General features: G+C 70.0%; 17 protein-coding genes and 1 pseudogene. 11 read left to right on the forward strand and 7 right to left on the reverse strand.

Features of this window, described 5'->3' with window-relative positions:
• Positions 1-71 precede the first annotated feature (71 nt).
• Positions 72-806 carry an IclR family transcriptional regulator gene (locus ACRX5S_RS21380; RefSeq protein ID WP_436774614.1) on the forward strand — a complete coding sequence of 245 codons (735 nt, stop codon included), beginning with the start codon at positions 72-74 and terminating at the stop codon, positions 804-806.
• 33 nt (positions 807-839) lie between these two features.
• Here ACRX5S_RS21380 and ACRX5S_RS21385 read toward each other — a convergent pair whose 3' ends face one another.
• Positions 840-1,292 (reverse strand): alpha/beta fold hydrolase, encoded by a 453-nt coding sequence (locus ACRX5S_RS21385; protein ID WP_436774615.1) that lies wholly within the window; start codon positions 1,290-1,292, stop codon positions 840-842.
• A gap of 115 nt (positions 1,293-1,407) precedes the next feature.
• Here ACRX5S_RS21385 and ACRX5S_RS21390 point away from each other — a divergent pair.
• The 4 genes and pseudogenes from ACRX5S_RS21390 to ACRX5S_RS21405 all read left to right on the forward strand — a co-directional run.
• Positions 1,408-2,538, forward strand: a pseudogene (locus tag ACRX5S_RS21390) (cupin domain-containing protein); the annotation flags it as partial.
• A gap of 251 nt (positions 2,539-2,789) precedes the next feature.
• Positions 2,790-3,647 carry a fumarylacetoacetate hydrolase family protein gene (locus ACRX5S_RS21395; RefSeq protein WP_436774616.1) on the forward strand — a complete coding sequence of 286 codons (858 nt, stop codon included), beginning with the start codon at positions 2,790-2,792 and terminating at the stop codon, positions 3,645-3,647.
• Positions 3,644-4,360 carry a maleylpyruvate isomerase family mycothiol-dependent enzyme gene (locus ACRX5S_RS21400; protein ID WP_436774617.1) on the forward strand — a complete coding sequence of 239 codons (717 nt, stop codon included), beginning with the start codon at positions 3,644-3,646 and terminating at the stop codon, positions 4,358-4,360. Before ACRX5S_RS21395 ends, ACRX5S_RS21400 begins: the two co-directional genes overlap by 4 nt.
• 11 nt (positions 4,361-4,371) lie before the next feature.
• A complete protein-coding gene (locus ACRX5S_RS21405; protein WP_436774618.1) occupies positions 4,372-5,628 on the forward strand; it encodes an FAD-dependent oxidoreductase in 1,257 nt (418 codons plus the stop codon).
• A 293-nt stretch (positions 5,629-5,921) separates the two neighbouring features.
• Here the strand turns inward: ACRX5S_RS21405 and ACRX5S_RS21410 are convergent, their stop codons facing one another.
• On the reverse strand, positions 5,922-7,202 hold the full coding sequence (locus tag ACRX5S_RS21410; RefSeq protein WP_436774619.1) for an amidohydrolase family protein: 1,281 nt from the start codon (positions 7,200-7,202) through the stop codon (positions 5,922-5,924).
• A gap of 113 nt (positions 7,203-7,315) precedes the next feature.
• Between ACRX5S_RS21410 and ACRX5S_RS21415 the strand changes: the two genes are divergently transcribed.
• Positions 7,316-8,107, forward strand: a complete 792-nt coding sequence (locus ACRX5S_RS21415; protein WP_436774620.1) for a FadR/GntR family transcriptional regulator — start codon at positions 7,316-7,318, stop codon at positions 8,105-8,107.
• Positions 8,108-8,136: 29 nt separating this feature from the next.
• Here ACRX5S_RS21415 and ACRX5S_RS21420 read toward each other — a convergent pair whose 3' ends face one another.
• A complete protein-coding gene (locus ACRX5S_RS21420) occupies positions 8,137-8,499 on the reverse strand; it encodes a winged helix-turn-helix transcriptional regulator (RefSeq protein WP_436774621.1) in 363 nt (120 codons plus the stop codon).
• A 145-nt stretch (positions 8,500-8,644) separates the two neighbouring features.
• Here ACRX5S_RS21420 and ACRX5S_RS21425 point away from each other — a divergent pair, with 145 nt between their 5' ends.
• The 4 genes from ACRX5S_RS21425 (at position 8,645) to ACRX5S_RS21440 (ending at position 12,037) form a co-directional block, all read left to right on the forward strand.
• The gene (locus ACRX5S_RS21425) at positions 8,645-9,523 is read left to right on the forward strand and encodes an NAD(P)-dependent oxidoreductase (RefSeq protein WP_436774622.1); all 879 of its coding nucleotides are present in this window, start codon (positions 8,645-8,647) and stop codon (positions 9,521-9,523) included.
• Positions 9,524-9,850: 327 nt separating this feature from the next.
• On the forward strand, positions 9,851-10,687 hold the full coding sequence (locus ACRX5S_RS21430) for a helix-turn-helix domain-containing protein (protein WP_436774623.1): 837 nt from the start codon (positions 9,851-9,853) through the stop codon (positions 10,685-10,687).
• A 163-nt stretch (positions 10,688-10,850) separates the two neighbouring features.
• A complete protein-coding gene (locus ACRX5S_RS21435; protein WP_436774624.1) occupies positions 10,851-11,321 on the forward strand; it encodes a cupin domain-containing protein in 471 nt (156 codons plus the stop codon).
• Positions 11,318-12,037 carry an SGNH/GDSL hydrolase family protein gene (locus ACRX5S_RS21440; RefSeq protein ID WP_436774625.1) on the forward strand — a complete coding sequence of 240 codons (720 nt, stop codon included), beginning with the start codon at positions 11,318-11,320 and terminating at the stop codon, positions 12,035-12,037. The genes ACRX5S_RS21435 and ACRX5S_RS21440 overlap by 4 nt, the downstream gene beginning before the upstream one ends.
• 460 nt (positions 12,038-12,497) lie before the next feature.
• Here ACRX5S_RS21440 and ACRX5S_RS21445 read toward each other — a convergent pair whose 3' ends face one another.
• From ACRX5S_RS21445 to ACRX5S_RS21460, 4 genes are all read right to left on the reverse strand, one after another.
• The gene (locus ACRX5S_RS21445) at positions 12,498-13,505 is read right to left on the reverse strand and encodes an LLM class flavin-dependent oxidoreductase (protein ID WP_436774626.1); all 1,008 of its coding nucleotides are present in this window, start codon (positions 13,503-13,505) and stop codon (positions 12,498-12,500) included.
• Positions 13,502-14,332, reverse strand: coding sequence for an amidohydrolase family protein (locus tag ACRX5S_RS21450; RefSeq protein WP_436774627.1), 831 nt, complete (start codon positions 14,330-14,332; stop codon positions 13,502-13,504). The genes ACRX5S_RS21445 and ACRX5S_RS21450 overlap by 4 nt, the downstream gene beginning before the upstream one ends.
• 57 nt (positions 14,333-14,389) lie before the next feature.
• The gene (locus ACRX5S_RS21455; protein ID WP_436774628.1) at positions 14,390-15,139 is read right to left on the reverse strand and encodes a glucose 1-dehydrogenase; all 750 of its coding nucleotides are present in this window, start codon (positions 15,137-15,139) and stop codon (positions 14,390-14,392) included.
• A 158-nt stretch (positions 15,140-15,297) separates the two neighbouring features.
• On the reverse strand, positions 15,298-15,765 hold the full coding sequence (locus ACRX5S_RS21460) for a nuclear transport factor 2 family protein (RefSeq protein ID WP_436774629.1): 468 nt from the start codon (positions 15,763-15,765) through the stop codon (positions 15,298-15,300).
• A gap of 140 nt (positions 15,766-15,905) precedes the next feature.
• Between ACRX5S_RS21460 and ACRX5S_RS21465 the strand changes: the two genes are divergently transcribed.
• A complete protein-coding gene (locus ACRX5S_RS21465) occupies positions 15,906-16,841 on the forward strand; it encodes an IclR family transcriptional regulator (RefSeq protein WP_436774630.1) in 936 nt (311 codons plus the stop codon).
• Positions 16,842-18,176 lie beyond the last annotated feature (1,335 nt).

An 18,176-nucleotide genomic window follows, 5' to 3' on the forward strand; every position in this document is an offset into this window, starting at 1 on the left:
CCGGATCCCCAACCGGATCGCCAACCGGTTCCCGAGCGGCCGCCGTAGCCTCCGCCCCCGACCGCAACAGCGTGCTGAGCAAGGCCACCGCGATCCTGGAGGCGTTCACCGCCGACGACCGCGCCGTCCCGCTCGCCGAGTTGGTCCGGCGCACGGGCCTGCACAAGGCCACCGTCCACCGGCTGACCGCCGAACTGGTGGCCCTGCGGCTGCTCGACCGACTGCCCGGCGGTTACCGCCTCAGCGGCACCCTGTTCGAACTCGGCATGCGGGCCTCGGTCGAGCGCGGCCTGCTCGAACTCGCCATGCCGTTCCTCCAGGACCTGTACGAACGAACCCACGAGATCGTGCACCTCGGCGTCCGCGAGGGCACCGAGGTCGTCTACATCGCCAAGATCGGCGGCCACCGGCAGGCGCGCAGCCCGTCCCGCCTCGGCGGCCGGATGCCGATGCACTGCACGGGCATCGGCAAGGCCCTCCTCGCGTACGGCGACGACGACGTGCGACGCACGGTGCTCGCCGGGCCGCTGCCGCGCCGCACCCCGCACACCGTGGTCGCGCCGGGCAAACTCGGGCGCCAGCTGGACGCGGTGCTGGAGGCCGGAGTGGCCTTCGAGTACGAGGAGTCCGCGGTCGGGCTGGTCTGCGTCGCCGCGCCCGTGTTCGGCCCGGACGACGAGCCGGTCGCGGCGATCAGCGTGGCCGGGCCGTCGCCGCGGTTCCGCCCCGAGGCGCACGTCGCCGCGCTGCGGGCCGCGGCGACCGCGCTGGGCGCCGTGCTGGCCCGGCGCGACGCCCTGTCCTGACCCGGCCGACGCCCTGTCCTGACCCGCCGCCGGTCACGCGTTCCGGACGAAATCGGCCATCAGTCGGTTGAATTCGTCCGCGTGCTCGATCATCACCCAGTGCCCGCACCGGTTGAGCAGCACGAGGCGGCTGTCCGGGACGAGCGCGAGCAACTGCAACGAGACCTCGTACGAAACGACCCGGTCGTCGCGGCCGTGAATGATCAACGTGGGCACGGTGGTCCGCGAAGGCAGTGGGGGGTCGACCCACTTCGGTCCGCAGCGTGTTGACCGGTCGGGGGATCTGCGTCTTGTGGCAGCGGATGCTCGGCATCGAGACCGACAGGGCGGCGATCGGCACCCCGTCCGGGTCGTGCACCGCCACCCCGATCGCGACCAGGCCGCGTTCGGAGCGGCCGTCGTTGACCGCGGAGCCTGCGGGAGACGCGTGCGAGTTCGGTGCGCAGCTCCGCCGGATCGGGGCGCTCGAAGGCGCGGTTCTCCCATTTCAATGGCTTGTCAGGGGGCTGCGCGGGGTCCGTCCGGGGTAGCCGTCTCCAACGTACGTTCTGCCAACCAGAATCTCGTTTTCCGCGGAGCGTCAAGGCGGCACGGTGGACGCATGACCGCCAATCCCACCGAGGCCGCCCGCGCCAGGCTGCGCGCCGTCGCCGCACCGGATCAGCCGGAGGTCACACCGGCCCTCGAAGCGCTCTACCGGGGATTCGACGAAGAACGCCTAGTCCCGCTGTGGACCCAGATCGGCGACCTCATGCCCGCCCATCCGCGCTCGCGCGCCGAACCCCACCTCTGGCGGTGGCGCAACCTGCTCCGGCTCGCCGAGCAGGCGGGCGACCTGGTTCCGGTCGGCCGCGGCGGCGAGCGGCGGGCCATCGCGCTCGCGAACCCGGGCCTCGGGGGCCGCCCCTTCGCGACGCCGACGCTCTGGGCGGCCATCCAGTACCTGATGCCGGGGGAGGACGCCCCCGAACACCGGCACACACAACACGCGTTCCGCTTCGTCGTCGAGGGCTCCGGCGTGTGGACGGTCGTCGGCGGCGACCCGGTGCCGATGAACCGCGGCGACTTCCTGCCCCAGGCGGGCTGGAACTGGCACGCCCACCACAACGCCACCGACGCCCCGATGGCGTGGATCGACGGCCTGGACATCCCGTTCCAGTACGGCGCCGAGACGCAGTTCTTCGAGTTCGGCCGCGACCGGATCGGGGACGCCGAGCGCGTCACGCCGAAACGCTCCCGTTCGGAACGCCTTTGGGGCCACCCGGGGTTGCGTCCGCTCTCCGCGACCGCCGCGGGTGCCGGTACGCCGCTGCTCTCCTACAAATGGTCCGTCACGGACCGTGCGCTGGACGACCAACTCGCCCTGGAGAAGGAGGGGTTCGGCGGCACCGTCGAGCCCGGCCACGCCGCCGTCCGGTACACGGACCCGGCGACCGGCGCCGACGTCCTTCCGACGATCCGCGCCGAGTTCCACCGCGTGGCACGTGGGGCCGAGACGGCGCCGGTGCGCGAGACCGGTTCATCGGTGTTCCAGGTCTTCGACGGGTCGGGGACGGTCACGGTCGGCGGCCGGACGTGGTCCGTCGCGCGCGGCGACCTGTTCGTGGTCCCGTCCTGGACGCCCTTCTCGGCGCGCTCGGAGGCCGGGACCACCGACTCCGACAGCGGGGCACTCGACCTGTTCCGGTTCTCCGACGCGCCGATCTTCGAGGCGCTGCGGCTGCACCGCTCGGCCGTTTCCGAGCACGCTTCCCGGCATCTTGGCCGGCGCGATCCCGTGCCCGATTCCCGGCACGTGCCCCAGCCCGTTCCCGCGCCCGATTCCCGGCACTTTTCCCAGCCCGCTTCTGCGCCCGATCCCCCGCATTTTTCCCTGTCCGTACCCGATTCCCGGCACGTTTCCCAGCCCGCTCCTGTGCCCGATTCCCGGCACGTTTCCGCGCCCGATCCCCAATTCGTTTCCGGCACCGACGAGGACAACCGATGAAGCTCGCCACCCTGCGTACCCCCTCCGGCACCCGCGCCGTGCTGCTCGCCGGGGAGGAACTGGTCGACCTCGGCCGCACCGACGTCGGCGCGCTGCTCGCCGAACCGGACTGGCGGGAGCGGGTGGCGGCGCTCGCTGAGGGTGGCGTGGCCCCCGACGCCGTCCGATACGACCTCTCCCACGCCGACTTCGCCCCGGTCGTGCCGACCCCCTCCAAGGTGATCTGCGTGGGACTCAACTACCAGAACCACATCCGCGAGATGGGCCGCGAACTCCCCAGCCACCCGACGCTGTTCGCGAAGTTCGCCGACTGCCTCACCGGCGCGCACGACGACATCCCGCACCCCGCCGAGACCGAAGAACTGGACTGGGAGGTCGAACTCGCCGTCGTCGTCGGCGGACCGGTGCGCCGCGCCACCACCGCCGAAGCCGAGGCCGCGATCGCGGGGTTCACGGTGCTCAACGACGTCACGTGCCGTGACTGGCAGTTCCGCACACGAGAGTGGTTGCAGGGCAAGATGTGGGACGCGTCCACGCCCGTCGGCCCGTTCCTCGTGACACCGGACGAACTGCCCGGCGGTGTACGCCCCGTGCTGGACGTACAGCTCACGGTCGGCGACGAGGTCATGCAGGCCGACACCACGGGCGACCTGCTCTTCGACCCGGTCGCCCTGGTCGAGTACGTCTCCACGGTCATCCGCCTCAACCCCGGTGACCTCATCGCCACCGGAACGCCCGGCGGCGTCGGGCACGCCCGTACCCCGCACCGCTACCTGGGCGAGGGCGAGACCGTCGTCGCCGAGATCAAGGGCATCGGCCGCCTCGTCAACCGCGTTGTCCGGGACGCCCGGTGAGCGGCGTCCCCGACGAGGCGCTGCGCTGGGCGCGGATCGGCACGGGGCAACTCCTCGGTGCCTGCGCCGCGTTCGACGAATCGGCCTACGGTGCCCCGACACCGCTTCCGGGGTGGACCCGCAGGCACCTCGCCGCGCACATCGCCGCCAATGCCGACGCGCTCCGCAACCTCGTGCACTGGGCCGCCACCGGCGAACCGACGCCGATGTACGCCACGCCCGAGGAGCGCCGCGCCGGGATCGAACGCGGAACCACCATGACCGCACCTGCGCTCAACGACTGGCTCACCCGCTCGGCCGCGACCTTGGACACCGATCTGTCGGCACTTACCGCCGCCCAGTGGGACCACGAAGTCGTCACCGCCCAGGGCCGCGTCGTCCCCGCGAGCGAGATCCCCTGGCTCCGCGCGCGCGAAGTCTGCGTACACGCGGTCGACCTCGACGCGGGTATCGAATTCGCCGACCTGCCGGCCGACTTCCTCACCCGCCTGGCCGCCGAAGCCGCAGCCAAACACGACGGTGCGCCCGTCCCCGTCCTCACACTCACCGCAACCGACCGCAACCACACCTGGACGGTCAATCTCGACCGCAGCCCGACACACATTTCAATCTCCCAACCCCTCCCCACAATCTGCGCCTACCTGACCGGGCGCGCGACGGCCGTTCCGACCGACGCGGGCGCACCGGCCCCCGAACTCCCCGCATGGCTGTAAGGACGCACGTGATGACCCGAGACACGACAAGGTCCAGGGAGAAGGCCGACGCGATGGTCGTAGGCGGCGGAATCGGCGGCCTCGGCGCCGCCCTTGCCCTGGCCACCGCCGGACTGCGCGTACAAGTCCTGGAGCAGGCATCGGAGTTCGGCGAGGTCGGTGCCGGTCTCCAGTTGGCCCCCAACTGCACCCGGATTCTGCACGAGTACGGCCTGCTCGACGAGGTCAGGCAACTCGGCGTCGTCCCCGACACGATGGTGATGTTCGACGCCGTCGACGACGCCGAACTCACCCGGCTCGACCTGCGCGACGTGGAGCGGCGCTACGGGTTCCCGTACGTCGTCATCCACCGCAGCGACCTGCACGCCGTCCTGCTGCGAGCGTGCCGCCGGGCCGGAGTCGGCCTCGCCACCGACAGCCGGGTCACCGCGTACCGGCAAGACGGCGAGCGTGCCTCGGTCGTGCTCGCGGACGGCCGCACCGAACAGGCCGACGTCGTCATCGCCGCCGACGGCCTCCACTCAGTGGCCCGCGAACAGTTCGTGGGCGACACACCGGTCAGCTCGTCGTACGTCGCCTACCGCGGCGCCGTCCCCGTCGACAGCATCAGCGAGTTCCCCGTCGACACGAACGCCGTCGTCGTCCACGTGGGCCCGCGCTGCCACTTCGTGCACTACGCACTCCGCGGCGGCGACATGCTGAACCAGGTCGCCGTCTTCGAGTCCCCGAAGGCCCGTGCCGGACACCAGGATTGGGGAACCCCCGACGAACTCGACACCGCCTTCGCGGCGACCTCCGAACGCGTCCGCGCCGGCATTCCCCTGATGTGGCGCGACCGCTGGTGGCGCATGTTCGACCGCGAGCCCGTCGACACCTGGGTGTACGGCCGCATCGCCCTCCTCGGCGACGCCGCACACCCACCCCTCCAATACCTCGCCCAGGGCGCCATCATGGCCCTCGAAGACGGCTGGGTCCTCGCCCACCACGCCGCCCAGAACCGCACCCCCGACGACACCGTCGACTGGCCCGCCGCCCTCGCCGCCTACCAGGCCGTCCGCCCCGAACACTGCCGCCGCGTCCAACGCACCGCCCGTGCCTGGGGCGACCTGTGGCACCTCGACGGCGACGCCCGAACCCACCGCAACCAGCTACTTCGCGACCGCAACTTCCACGACTACACCTTCACCGACTGGCTCTACGGCCCCACCGCCCTGTACCCCCACCAAGAACCCCCGATGTTCACCCCCGTCCCACTCACGGCCCCTTAGCCGTCGTCGCGAACTCCCCGACCAATAAAGTTCGTCGGAGACGCTGGTGGATCTTGGCGCAGGCACTCGCTCGCGGTGGGAAGGCACTTGCGTCCCCACCCGAGCGCGAGTTCCGCCGCGTGGGGGGGGGGGGGGNCCCGACCAATAAAGTTCGTCGGAGACGCTGGTGGATCTTGGCGCAGGCACTCGCTCGCGGTGGGAAGGCACTTGCGTCCCCACCCGAGCGCGAGTTCCGTCGCGTGGCGGGTCCGCGTCCGCCCGCCGCGGGGGCGGGCGCGGACCCGCCGATTCGGCTAGCCCGCGCGGCTCGTGAGGGCGGGGTGGTCGGCGCCGAAGTGGTCGATGAATACTGAGCCGAGAGCGTCGGCCGGTACCTCGTCGCGGTGCAGCGGGCGGGCGACGTCGGCAACGCGGGGGCCTACCCGGGAGGCGATCGGCGCGAGGGCGTCGAGGTCGAAGCCGTAGAAGCCGGCGGCGTTTCCGGCCAGCATCGCCCGTACCTCGTCCTCCGGCACATCGGCGAAGGTCAACCGCAGGCCTTCGAGGGTGTACGGGAACGTCCCCTCGGCGTGCGGGTAATCCGCCCCCCACATGATCCGGTCGACGCCGATCTGGTACCGCATCGCGCACTCGGACGGGCGCAGCGGGCTCGACCCGAGGAAGCAGTTGCGCGCGAAGTACTCGCTGGGCAGCAGGCTCAGATCCTGGATCATCTCGCCGCCGAAGAAATGCTGGGCGGTGCCGTCCAGCGGCATCACGTGCACGAACTGGTCGAGCTTCGCCAGTTCGCGGGTGACCCAGGCGGAGCCCTGCTCGGTGAACGCGACGCGCAGGCGCGGGAACCGCTCGAACACGCCGCCGAAGATCAGGTGCGTCAGCACGCGGTTCGAGAACCACGTGATCTCGGCGAGCAGCACCGCCAACCCCTGCGGGTCGTGCGGGTATTCGGGGACGCCGCCACCGCTGTGCAGGTTGACGGGGACGTCGAGTTCCTCGCACGCGGCCCAGATCGGGTCGTACGCCCGGTCGAACAGTGGGGGCAGCGGCGAGCCGGGCGGGATGCCCGGGATCAGGATCCCGCCGAACAGGCCGGACTCCTTCACCCACCGCACCTCCGCCACCGCGTCCGCGATGTCGTTGAGCATGACCTGCGCGACGCCGGCGCGACGTCCCGGCGACTGCGCGCAGAAGTCGGCAAGCCAGCGGTTGTGCGCCTGGAGGCCGGCCCAGCGCTGCTCGTACGCGCGGCGGTCGGTCGGCGGCGGCGGCACGAAGAACTGCGTCTGCGGGAAGAACGGCGGCACGGTGTTGGGGAAGACGACCTCGCCGACGATGCCCTGGGCTTCGAGGTCGGCGTTGCGGACCGCGTCGTCCCAGTTGCAGTCCTGCGCCTTGCTGAGCAGGTGCTCCGACTCGAACGGGTTGACGAGCCGGGACGACCAGTCATCGAAATCGTCGTGGTGCTCGGCCGCGAGGTACGGCCGGTAGTCGAGCAGGTCCGCACCGGCGTGGCCGTCGGACGAGATGACCGTATAGCGCCTGTCCTGGTCGTTCAGGTTTGCCTTGTTGTCCACAGGGTTCCTCCCTCGCTGTTTCAGCTAACTTAGCTATGTTAGATAAAACAGACAAGACAGGGGGTCCATCGCGTACGATGGCGCGACTGCGGTCAAGACGAAGGGACCCGCCTGTGAGCGTCGCTGCGGCCGGAGGCATCAACGCCCCCGGCACCCGGATCCGGCGGCTGAGCGTGGCCGAGGAGCTCGCCGAAGTACTGCGGGACCGCGTCCTCGACGGCGGCATGCGCGACGGCGACCTGCTGCCCAAGCAGAGCGATCTGCTGGCCGAGTACCAGGTCGGCCAGAACACGCTCCGCCAGGCGATCCGGATCCTGGAGACGGAAGGCCTGGTGACCGTACGCCGCGGCAACACCGGCGGCCTGGCCGTCAAGCTCCCCAGTGAGGTGGACGCGGCCCGGACGTTCGGGCTCGTGCTGCGCAGCCGCCGCGTACCGCTGGAAGACCTCGCTGCGGCGGTCCGCAACCTGGAGCCGACGTGCGCGGGCATGTGCGCGGCCCGCGAGGACCGGGCGACCGCCGTGGTTCCGCGCCTGCGCGAACTGCACGAGGAGTGCGTCGGGTTGGTCGCGGACCTCCCGGCCTTCGTACGCGCGTGCCGCCGCTTCCACGAAGGCCTCGTCGAACTCTGCGGCAACACGACGATGCAACTACTGCTCGGCACCGCGGAAACACTCTGGTCCGCTCACGAACGCCATTGGGTGGACGAGGTCCCGGAGGGCTCCGACTTCACCGAACGCATCGCCGCCGGCCTCGCCGTCCACCGCGAACTGGTCGACCTCATCGCCGCCGGAGACGTCGACGGAGCCCACGGACTCGCCCGCCGCCACGTGGAGTTCGCCCAATCCCACCCCCTGGAAGCCCGCCCAGGCCACGCAATCGCCTCGCTGCCCGAGAACCCCTGAGAGCAGCCCGCCGCCCTCGGCGCCCGGTCTCAGGCGCTTTCGAGTGCGACTTTGTGCGCGCCGATTCGTTGGATTCGGTCCTGTCCCCACGCGGCCAAAGACTGCATGGCGGTGTTGAGGGTCTTGCCGTGTTCGGTGAGGGAGTATTCGACCTTCGGCGGTACGACGGGGAACACCTCCCGGTGTACGAGGCCGTCCTCCTCCATCTCTCGCAGATGCTGCACGAGCATCTTCTCGCTGACGCCCGGTAGTGCGCGCCGCAGCTCGGCGAATCGGCGGATGCCGTGCTCGTGCAGCTCCCAGATGATCAGCGACTTCCACTTCCCGGCGACGACGTCCATCGCCGCGTCGATCCCGCAGATGTAGGGGCCCTGTCGCGCCGATGTCGCCATGTGCGCCTCCGATTTCGCCGGGGGTACTTACTTTCAGGTGAGTACCTCACCAATTAGTCCGTACTGGTCAACTCTATTGGGTCTGATGAGGATTGGAACCGCAAAGGAAACCTGTACGACCTGTACGACCTGAGGGAGCAGTGAAATGCCGCAGATCCACGACACCGACGTCAGCATCCTCGGACTGGGCGCGATGGGCAGCGCGCTTGCCGAGGCCTTGGTGAAGGCCGGGATGCGAACCACGGTGTGGAACCGTTCGCCGGGGAAGGCGGACGCGCTCGTCGCGCGGGGGGCGACCGAGGCCGCCTCCGCCGCCGAAGCGGTCCGCGCGAGTCGGCTGGTGATCGTCTGCCTGTTCGACCACGACTCGGTGCACGAGGTACTCGACCCGCTCGTCGACGACCTGGCCGGGCGGACCCTGGTCAACCTGACCACGACCAAGCCCGAGCAGGCCAGGCAGTCGGCCGTGTGGGCGGCCCAGGCGAAGGCCGACTACCTGGACGGCGGCATCATGGCGGTGCCGTCCATGATCGGGCAGCCCGGCGCGTCGATCCTGTACAGCGGTTCGGAGAAGGCGTACCGCGAGAACACGGCAGTGTTCGAGCAGTGGGCGGCCGGTACCTACTACGGCGAGGACGCGGGGCTGGCGTCGCTGTACGACTTCGCGCTGCTCTCGGCCATGTACGTGATGTTCGCGGGATTCATGCAGGGTGCCGCCATGCTCGCTCCGGCGGGGGTGTCCGCGGGCCGGTTCGCGGAGATGGCCGCGCCGTGGCTGACCGCGATGACCGGCGAACTCGGCGGGTACGCCGAGGTCATCGACGGCGGCGACTACTCGGTCCCGGGTCAACAGAGCCTGACGTTCTCCAATCTCAGCCTGTTCATCGAGGCAATCGCCGAAGAGGGGGTCAGCCCCGAACCGGTCGCCATGGTTCAGCGGCTCATCCAGCAGCAGGTGGACGCCGGCCACGGGACGGACGGTTTCGCCCGCATCATCGAGAGCATCAAACACCCTGGTGCATGACGCGGTCTTCGGCCGCCGTGCACTGCCCAGGGCCAGTTGGCTGTGTGGGCGGGCGACCTCTGCGAAAGAGGCCCCAGGCACCGGTTGGCGAAGCCGACTTCGTCGCGGCGCGGACCGCCCCAGCGACAGCACACACGCGCCGGGCGGACGACGTATCCGCCGCACGCCGGTCTCCTGCGCTGTAAGCACTGCAAGTGCGGCGGAAAGGGGGCGCGGCCCGTCGTCCGTCCTCGTCGGAGACAGTCCGGGGGCGGGTGTTTCGAGGTGGACAGGGTTCGCGTTCCGCTCGGTGATCTTGCCGGGCTCGCAGACTCGTACACTCACGAAATGGAGGACTACACGGCCACCGGCATGGGGGCACGTCCGGCGCCCGCGTTGCGGCGGTACGTCGAGTCGTACGTGGGCTTCGACCTGCGCGGGCTCCCGGCGGGGGTGCACTGCGGCCCGCCGGGCCGCATGCTCACCGCGGTCATCAGCCTGGCAGACCCTCTGGAGCTGGCGGCGGGCGTTGACGACGGGTCGCCCGTCACCCGGCTCGGCGGTGTGGCCGGCGGTCTGATGTCCCGCTCCGTCGCGATCCGTCACGACGGACGCCAGCAGGGTGTCAAGGTGGCGCTGACACCGCTCGGGGCCCGGGCCGTGTACGGCGTGCCCGCCGCCGAGCTCGCCCACCGGTTGGTGCCGCTCGACGACCTCCTCGGAGGGCTGGGAGTCGAGTTGGCCGAACGGCTCCGTGCGGAGACGACATGGGCGGCACGGTTCACCGCGCTGGACGAGGTGTTCCTGCGAGCCGTCCGCCGCGGCGCCGGGGCGGACCGTGAGCGCCCGGTCCGTTCCGAGGTGGCCGAGGCCTGGCGCCGCATGATCGCCGCGCGGGGACGCGTCCAGGTCGGTGCGGTCGCCGCGGAGCTGGGTTGGAGCCGTCGGTACCTCACCGCACGGTTCCGCGGCGAGGTGGGCCTGACACCGAAGTCCTTCGCGCGGGTCCTGCGCTTCGAGCACGCCCACGAGCTGGCGACGGCGCGGGACCCCCTCCCGTGGGCCGATGTGGCGGACATGTGCGGCTACGCCGACCAGGCCCATCTCGTGCGGGAGTGGAGTGAGTTCACGGGCCGGTCGCCGACGGCGTGGCGTCGCGGCGAAGTCCTCCTCGGGGCCGGGTAGCCGCCGACCGCCCGCCGCCCCGGCTGATGTTCCCAGTCCTCTGTTCTGAGTTCTAGGTTCCGGGTCCTCTGTTCTGAGTCCTCTGTTCCCAGTCCTCTGTTCCCATTCCTCTGTTCCCATTCCTTCAAGACCGCCCGGGCGCGGTCGTGTGACGCTCGTCGGCATGAGACTCGTCAACCACGAACCCAACGCCATCAACCTGCGGGCGACCCCCGTGCACCTCGGGCTGGGATCGACGGCGCAACCCGTCGAGGGCTTCGCCTGGGACCCGGCAGTGCTCCAGGCCTACAGCGCCGCCGTCGCCGCGGACGGCGCCGAGGGCCGCATGGTGATGATCTTCGACGGCGACGGCCCCGGCGACCACTGGGAGAGCCACCCCGCAGGCGACGAACTCGTCGTCTGCCTCAGCGGGTCGGTGACGGTCACCCGCGACGTGGACGGTGCGCCCGAGCGTGTTGTACTCGGTCCGGGCGAGGCCACCGTCAACCCCGCCGGGGTGTGGCACGCGGTCGACATGCAGGGGCCGGCGTCCATCCTGACCGTCACCGCCGGCCTCGGCACCGACCACCGACCCCGGACCGACACCCTGCACCCGGCCGAACGCGCCGAGACACCCGACCGGGAAGCGCCGTGACGACGCGCATCGCCTGCCTCGGCGACAGCCTCACCCGCGCGCAGATCAGCGCCGACTACCTGGATCTTCTCGGACGACGCCACCCTTCCGGCGACGTGCAACTCGCCCGTTTCGGCGCCAACGGCGACTTCGCGTACAACCTCCTGCAACGCCTCGACGCCGTCGTGGCGAACCCGCCCGATGTGATCACCGTGTTGATCGGGACCAACGACGCCCGCGCGAGCCTTGCCGACTACCCGGTCGAGCAGGCGATGAAGCGCAAAAAGCTCCCCGAGCGCCCGTCGGCAGGCTGGTTCCAACAGTGCCTGGGCGCCGTCGTCGAACGGCTGCGAGCAGAAACCGACGCGACGATCGGCCTGCTGTCGCTCCCGGTCCTCGGCCAGCAACCCGATGCGCCGGCGGCCCAGGCATCCGGCGCGTACAGCCGGATGATCGCCGAGGTCGCCGCCACTCACGACGCGACCTACCTTCCGCTCCACGAACGCCAGACCGAGGAACTGCGCCGAGCGGACCCGCCGCCGGTCCCGTACCAGGAGCCGACCCCCGCAGCGGGCCTCGGTGTCTTCCTCCGACACGCCGTACTGCGCCGCAGCCTCGACACGATCTCGCGGCGCCGGGGTCTCCTGCTGACTACCGACCACATCCACCAGAACACCCGCGGCGCCACCCTGATCGCCGAGGCCATCGACGCCGCGATGCTGACCCGCAGCACGTAGTCCGTTCCGGCACGCCGCGGCCGCTCCGATGCCACCCGCACACGCGGATGACGAATGCCATCCAGACGCCGGTGCCGGCGCCGAACACGCCGGCACCGGAGATGGCGAGACGGCCGCCGAGCCGAACCGTCACCGCACCGAGCCAGACGCGGCCGACTGCGTCAGCGCCTCAGAACTCCAGGACCGCCCAGCGCCCAAGTTCAGGAGTCCTGATCAGCACCTGGCCACCCTGGGGCGGGACGTCGCGGGCCAGAAGCGGTCCCCGCGCAACAGTGCCGGCGTCAGAGGTTGGGGATGACGTCGGTTCCCAGGAGCTTGAGGCTCTCCCAGGCGAGTTGCGGGGGGATGCCGCCCATCATGGGGTGGAAGAGGCCGAACGCGGCGTCGCCCATGGCTTTGAGTTCGTCGACCCGGACTGTGAGCCACTGGTGATGGCAGGTGCCGGTGCGGTGCCGGGTGGTCAGGACAGGCGGCTGACGACTTCGTCGGCGAAGGTGCGCATGAAGGTGATCTGGTCGGGGACGAACTGGGCGACGATGATGTTGCGGATGCCGAATTCCTCGATCTCTGCGAGGCGTTCGGTGCAGTGTCCGATCGGCCCGGCGACGGTGGAGTGGCCCGCGAGCCAGGCGGTCAGGCCGAGTTCGTCGACGAGGGCGGCGTTGTGCGCCGCGGTCTCGGGTGAGGCGTGGTGGGTGGAGTCGTAGCGACGCTTGAGTTCCTCGATCTTGGGCACCAACGCGTCGGGCAGTCCCTTGCCTTCGGTGGTGAAGCGGAAGACGTGGTTGGCGGTGCCCGCGAGGACGGAGCGGACCTGGGCGATGCCTTCGGCCTCGGTGGCGGCGGGGACGACGTTGGCCATGCACCAGATCTCGATGTCGGCGATGTCGCGTCCCGCCTCGGCGGCGCCTTGGGTGATGTGCGCGAGGTTGCGCGCGTAAGCCTCGCGCGTCAGCGAGTTCGACAGGATCACCCCGTCGGCGCTGCGTCCGGCCGCGCGCAGTGTGCGGGGGCCTTCGGCGGCCATCCACACGGGAGTCGCGGCCGGCGCCCAGCGTTGGACCAGGTCGGTGTCCTGCCAGGTGGCGTGGTCGCCGCGTGTGAGGGCGCGGACGGTGCGCACGTATGTCTCGGTCTCGTCGACGGTGCCGGGCCGTACGCCGATGTTGCGCAGCGCCGAGTCCCCGGAGGCGATGCCGAGGACGAACCGGCCGCCGCTGATGTGCTGGAGCGCGGAGGCGGCGGACGCGGCGACGGCCGGGTGGCGGGTCCTGGGGTTGGAGACGGTGATGCCGAGGCGCTGGGTGGTGGTGCGCTGCGCGGCGAAGGCGAGGGAGACGTAGGGGTCGGCCCACAGGGACTGCGAATCGCCGGTGGTGAGCATGGCGTACCCGCAGTCGGCGGCGACGTCGAGCCAGGCGGCGTAGTCGTCGAAGTTCTTGACGGTGGTGCCGGTGGCGAACTTCATGCGGCGGCCTCTCCGTTCGGCAGGTTCAGGATGCGCCGGGTGTTGGCGGCGAGGATCTGCCGCTTGTCGTCGTCGGGCAGGTCGGAGTCGAGGATCTGGCCGAGGACGTGGGTGCGGCGGTAGCCGAGGGGTGCCGAGTAGAGGTCGGTGCCGAAGACCAGGCGGGACGCGCCGTGGCGGCGTACGAACGGCTCGACCAGGTCGAAGGTGTAGGCCAGCGAGGTGTCGAAGACGAGGTTCGGGGCCAACTCGCCGACCGAGAGCGCCTGTTGGCACTGCTCGAACGAGGAGAACGCGTCCAGCACGACCAGGGTGAGGTCGGAGAAGTCCCGTCCGAGTTCCTGGACTTGCCACAGGGCTTCGTTCGCCGCTTCGCCGATCGCGTGGACGAAGGGGACGAGGCCGCGTTCGCCGCAGCGTTCGACGATGGCGCGGACGAGCGGCGAGCCGACGGAGACGCCGTGGAAGCGGGCGTGGATGCTGATGCCGCGCAGGCCGAGTTCGTCGGCGCAGCGGTCGATCTCGCCGAGTCCCGCGTGGCCGTACAGCGGTTCGGTGACGCCGACCGCGGCCGGGAAGCGGTCGGGCGCCGCGTCGCGGTAGGCGGCGACGGTGTCGTTGACGCGGCGGGTGTCGGCCAGCCCGTTCGGCCGCAGGTAGCTGTGCCCGGGGATCACCACCGCCTGGCCGATGCCGTTGCGGTCCATCGTGGCCAGGCGTGTCTCCCGGTCTCCGACAAGGCCTCCGTCACCATCGGGACCGGCACCAGACGGCCCGAAAACGTCGGCTACATGGTGGTGGCAGTCCAGAACATCGAAATCGCTCATCTCGCGGTCCTTTCGCGCGCCTACGGCACGGTGTGCTCCTTGCGTCCCGCGACGACGTCAGTAACGACCCGTCAGCAGACCACCGTCGACGAGGAATTCGGCGCCCGAGGCGTACGCGGATTCGTCGGAGGCCAGCCAGGCGACCATGCGGGAGATGTCGATGGGCTGGCCGATGCGCGGGACGGGGAGGGTGGCGAAGAAGGCGCTCGGGTCCCGGCCTTCCCAGGCGGGGTCGCGGGTCATGGCGGTGTCGACGCCGCCGGGGTGGACGGAGTTGACGCGGATGCCGGAGCCGCCCAGCTCCAAGGCCGCCACGCGGGTCAGGCCGCGCACCGCGAACTTGCTGGTGGTGTACGCGGACATCGCCGGGGCGCCCACAAAGCCGTTGGTGGAGGAGATGTTGACGATGGACCCGCCGCCGGCTTCGGTCATGGCGGCGGTGACGGCCTTGATGCCGATGAACTGGCCGACGGTGTTGATGTCGAGGCAGCGGCGGAAGTCCTCGACGGTGGTGTCGGCCATCAGGCTGATCGGCTGCACACCGGCGTTGTTCACCAGCACGTTGACACCGCCGAACCGCGACACGGCGGTCCTGACGGCCTCCTGCCAGTCGGACTCGGAGGTGACGTCGAGGTGGACGTAGCAGGCGTCGTCACCGAGTTCGTCGGCGACCGCCTGTCCCTCCTTGTCGAGGACGTCGCCGAGGACGACCTTGGCGCCGAGGGCGACGAAGTGGCGGGCATGGGACTCGCCCATGCCGCGTGCGGCGCCGGTGACGAGGGCGGTCTTGCCGTGCAGGTCCGTCATGGGGACTCCGGGGGTAGTGGGCTCGGTGAGCTGTCAGTCGACGACGAAGAGGTCGCGCGTGCCGAGTTCGGCCGTAACGTCCTGCCGTCAAGAGGTCAGGCGCCACCCACAGGCGGTACGTACCGCGTCGGCGTGGTACCAGGTCGCGACATAGGCGATCATTGCGCCGCCTGCGGCAGTCCCCCGGCGAGCGGGTCGATGCGCAGGCGCGCGACGCGGGTCGACGCGATGCGCCATGCGCCGCGTTCGATCCGGTATTCGTCCTGGTAGTGGCCGTAGCCGTGGAAACCCTGCGGCGCGCCGTCGGACGGGAATTCGACGTAGTCGAACATCGCCCACACCCCGGTCGCGGCGTCGGCGGCGGTGAAGGTGATTTCCGGCATGTGGCCGTGGTGCACCGTGCGCAGCGGAGCGAGCACCTCGGACATGAACGCGATGATCGTGTCGCCGCCCTCGTTGGCGAACCCGTCGATGTCCATCCGGGCGTCGTCGGTGAACACGTCCCGCAGAGCGGCCCAGTTCTTGGTGTCCATGAACCGGAAGTAGCGGGCCTTGAGCTGCTTGATGTCCTCGATCGCCGCGAGCCGGTCGACCACCGGCAGAGGCTCGGAACCGGAATCGGTCACGTACGTCCTCCAATGACAAATATTCAACATTGTCTGTTGAATGGGTACGGTAGCCGTGCCCGGTCACGAGATCAACAGGCAAGCCGGGGCGCCTGCCACGGGGCGGCCTGGACCGACCGCCGAAGGACGGACAACGACCGATGCCCGCCGCCCAGGACCGCGACGCGTGGTCCGCCATGCCCTCCCCGCCCACAGACCGGGTGGTCGCCGTGGTCGAGTTCCTCGCCTCCCGGCCCGCCGAGCCGGCTACCGTCGCCGAACTCGTCCGCCACCTCGGCTTCAACCGCGCGACCTGCCACGCGGTACTGGCCGCACTGGTGCGCTCCGGCTGGGTGCTCCGCGATCCCGCCGAGAAGACCTTCACCCCCGGCCCCGCACTCATCGCCCTCGGCCGCGCCGCCGAATCCGGCGTCCCCGCAGCGCGCGCCGCCGACGGGGAACTCGCCGCGCTCGCCCGGGACCTCGGCCTGACGGCCACCATCAGCTATCCCAGCGGGGACCACATCGTGGTCGGCAGCCGCAGCCCGGCGGTCCCGGGCAGCGGCGACACGGTCCGTGTCGGGCAGCGCTTCCCGTTCGCACCGCCGTACGGCCCCGGCCTCATCGCGTGGGGCACTGCCGACGACGTCGACCGCTGGCTGGCCCGCGCCCCCCGTACGGACGACACCGGCATCCGCCGCTTCCATGACGCGCTGGCCAGCGTGCGCCGCCGCGGCTACACGGTCGAGAGCATGACCGCCGCCTCCCGGCGCCTGGGCGAAGTGCTCGCCGAGCTCGACTCACTGTCGCCGCGCCAACGTCCCGCCGTCGACGAACTCCTCCACGAGATCGGCGGCATCGAATACCTCGACGACAACCTGCGGGACGGGCACACGTACCCCATCAGCGTCATGTCCGCCCCCGCGTTCGCCGGCGACGGCACCGCCGCGCTGAACGTCAGCGTGTATGTGTGGGCCGACCTCGACCCACCGGCCATCCGAGCCGTCGGCAACCGGCTGCTGGCGGCCTCCCACGCCGTAACCCGCGAACTGCGCGGAACCGCCCCGAAGGACTTCCCCGCCACGCGCCGGACGTAGCGGGCGCTCAATTGCTTGATGTTCGCGGGATTGCACGATGTGCGCGGGCCGACGGGGTCGGGTGGCGAACCCGTCGCCCTCGCCGGCCGGCCCCGCCAGGCCACCGCCGCGCGTGCCACCGCACAAACCGTCGTCGACGCATGGCGGCCCTGGCGCCGGCCGGTCGCGGTGACCGCAGGCGACGACGGCTGGACCGAGCCCGAATTGGGGGCGTCCCTCGCGAAACTCGGGGACCTATCCGAAGTCCCGTACGAAACCCCGAAATTACGAAATAGCTTGTCGTGGGTTCTGGGTCCATCCCTCGAAAGGGTGGCGCTAGCCGAGATCGACGCCAGCCCCCTGACCCCGTAGCCCCGCTCCAAGCAAGAGGTAGCCATGACCCGCAACGTTGATCCATTAACGGGCTCATCTGGCACCGTCGTCACCGTTCACACCCAGCCGGCCGACAACGAAAACCAAAGAGCCGTACGGGTTTTCGCCTTCGGGCGACGCGCCAACCGGGCCCCAGCACACCCGCACCGAAACCCACACACCACAAACACACCGACGGCCCGCCGGCAAGCTGACGGGCCGTCGTGAACCATCGAGGTTAGCCGCAGTGGATGTTGCGCTCGGACCGATAGTAGCCCCCGGACTTTGCGTCGAAGTTTATGCACGCATCAGGTGCGTAAACGCGAACTGGTCCAGCGTAGTACCAGAAGTTACCCGAATCCGTGTCACTGTCGTAGGGACTCCAAGCCGTGATCGACATATTCATGATGGATGAACCGTTGAAAAGGTTCAAATTGACCAGGCAATTCGTTTGCGTAGAGGCCTCCCAGTAGACATTTACTTCTCCAACATCTCCGACCGGATAGACCCCCACCAAAGTTCCGCCGCACCCATTGGCGGCGTGAGCAGTTCCGCTGCCGAGAGTGATTCCACCTGCGACAAGAAATGCACCCAAAAGTGCTTGCAGTACCCTGCGGATCATGCCATCTCCAGTAGTATTGAAATGGGACTATCTGCGAAAACTTGGATGAGCATACAGTCGGCCACCCTCGGAATTCCAGGGTGGAATTGTCCCATTGCAGAATATAAGTCAGCCTTTGCTTCTGGTTCTGTCGTCGATGTTTCGTGACGGGCCGTCAACTTGCTGACGGACCGTCCGTGTTGTGGCTGTCCACGGCCTTCGGAGTACGGGCCCGGTTGTCGTATCGGGTGGGCCCGAATTTCCACGGTTCCGGGCTGATGGTGGCGCACTTTCGTCGGTGTGGATCTCGGTGCAGGCGAGCGGGAGCGGTCGTTGCTGACGGCGTCGTGGGGGTTGGTCGTGCGGGGAGGGGTAGCCGGCTG

Origin of the sequence: Yinghuangia sp. YIM S09857, assembly GCF_051388915.1 — a bacterium.
GTDB lineage: Bacteria > Actinomycetota > Actinomycetes > Streptomycetales > Streptomycetaceae > Yinghuangia.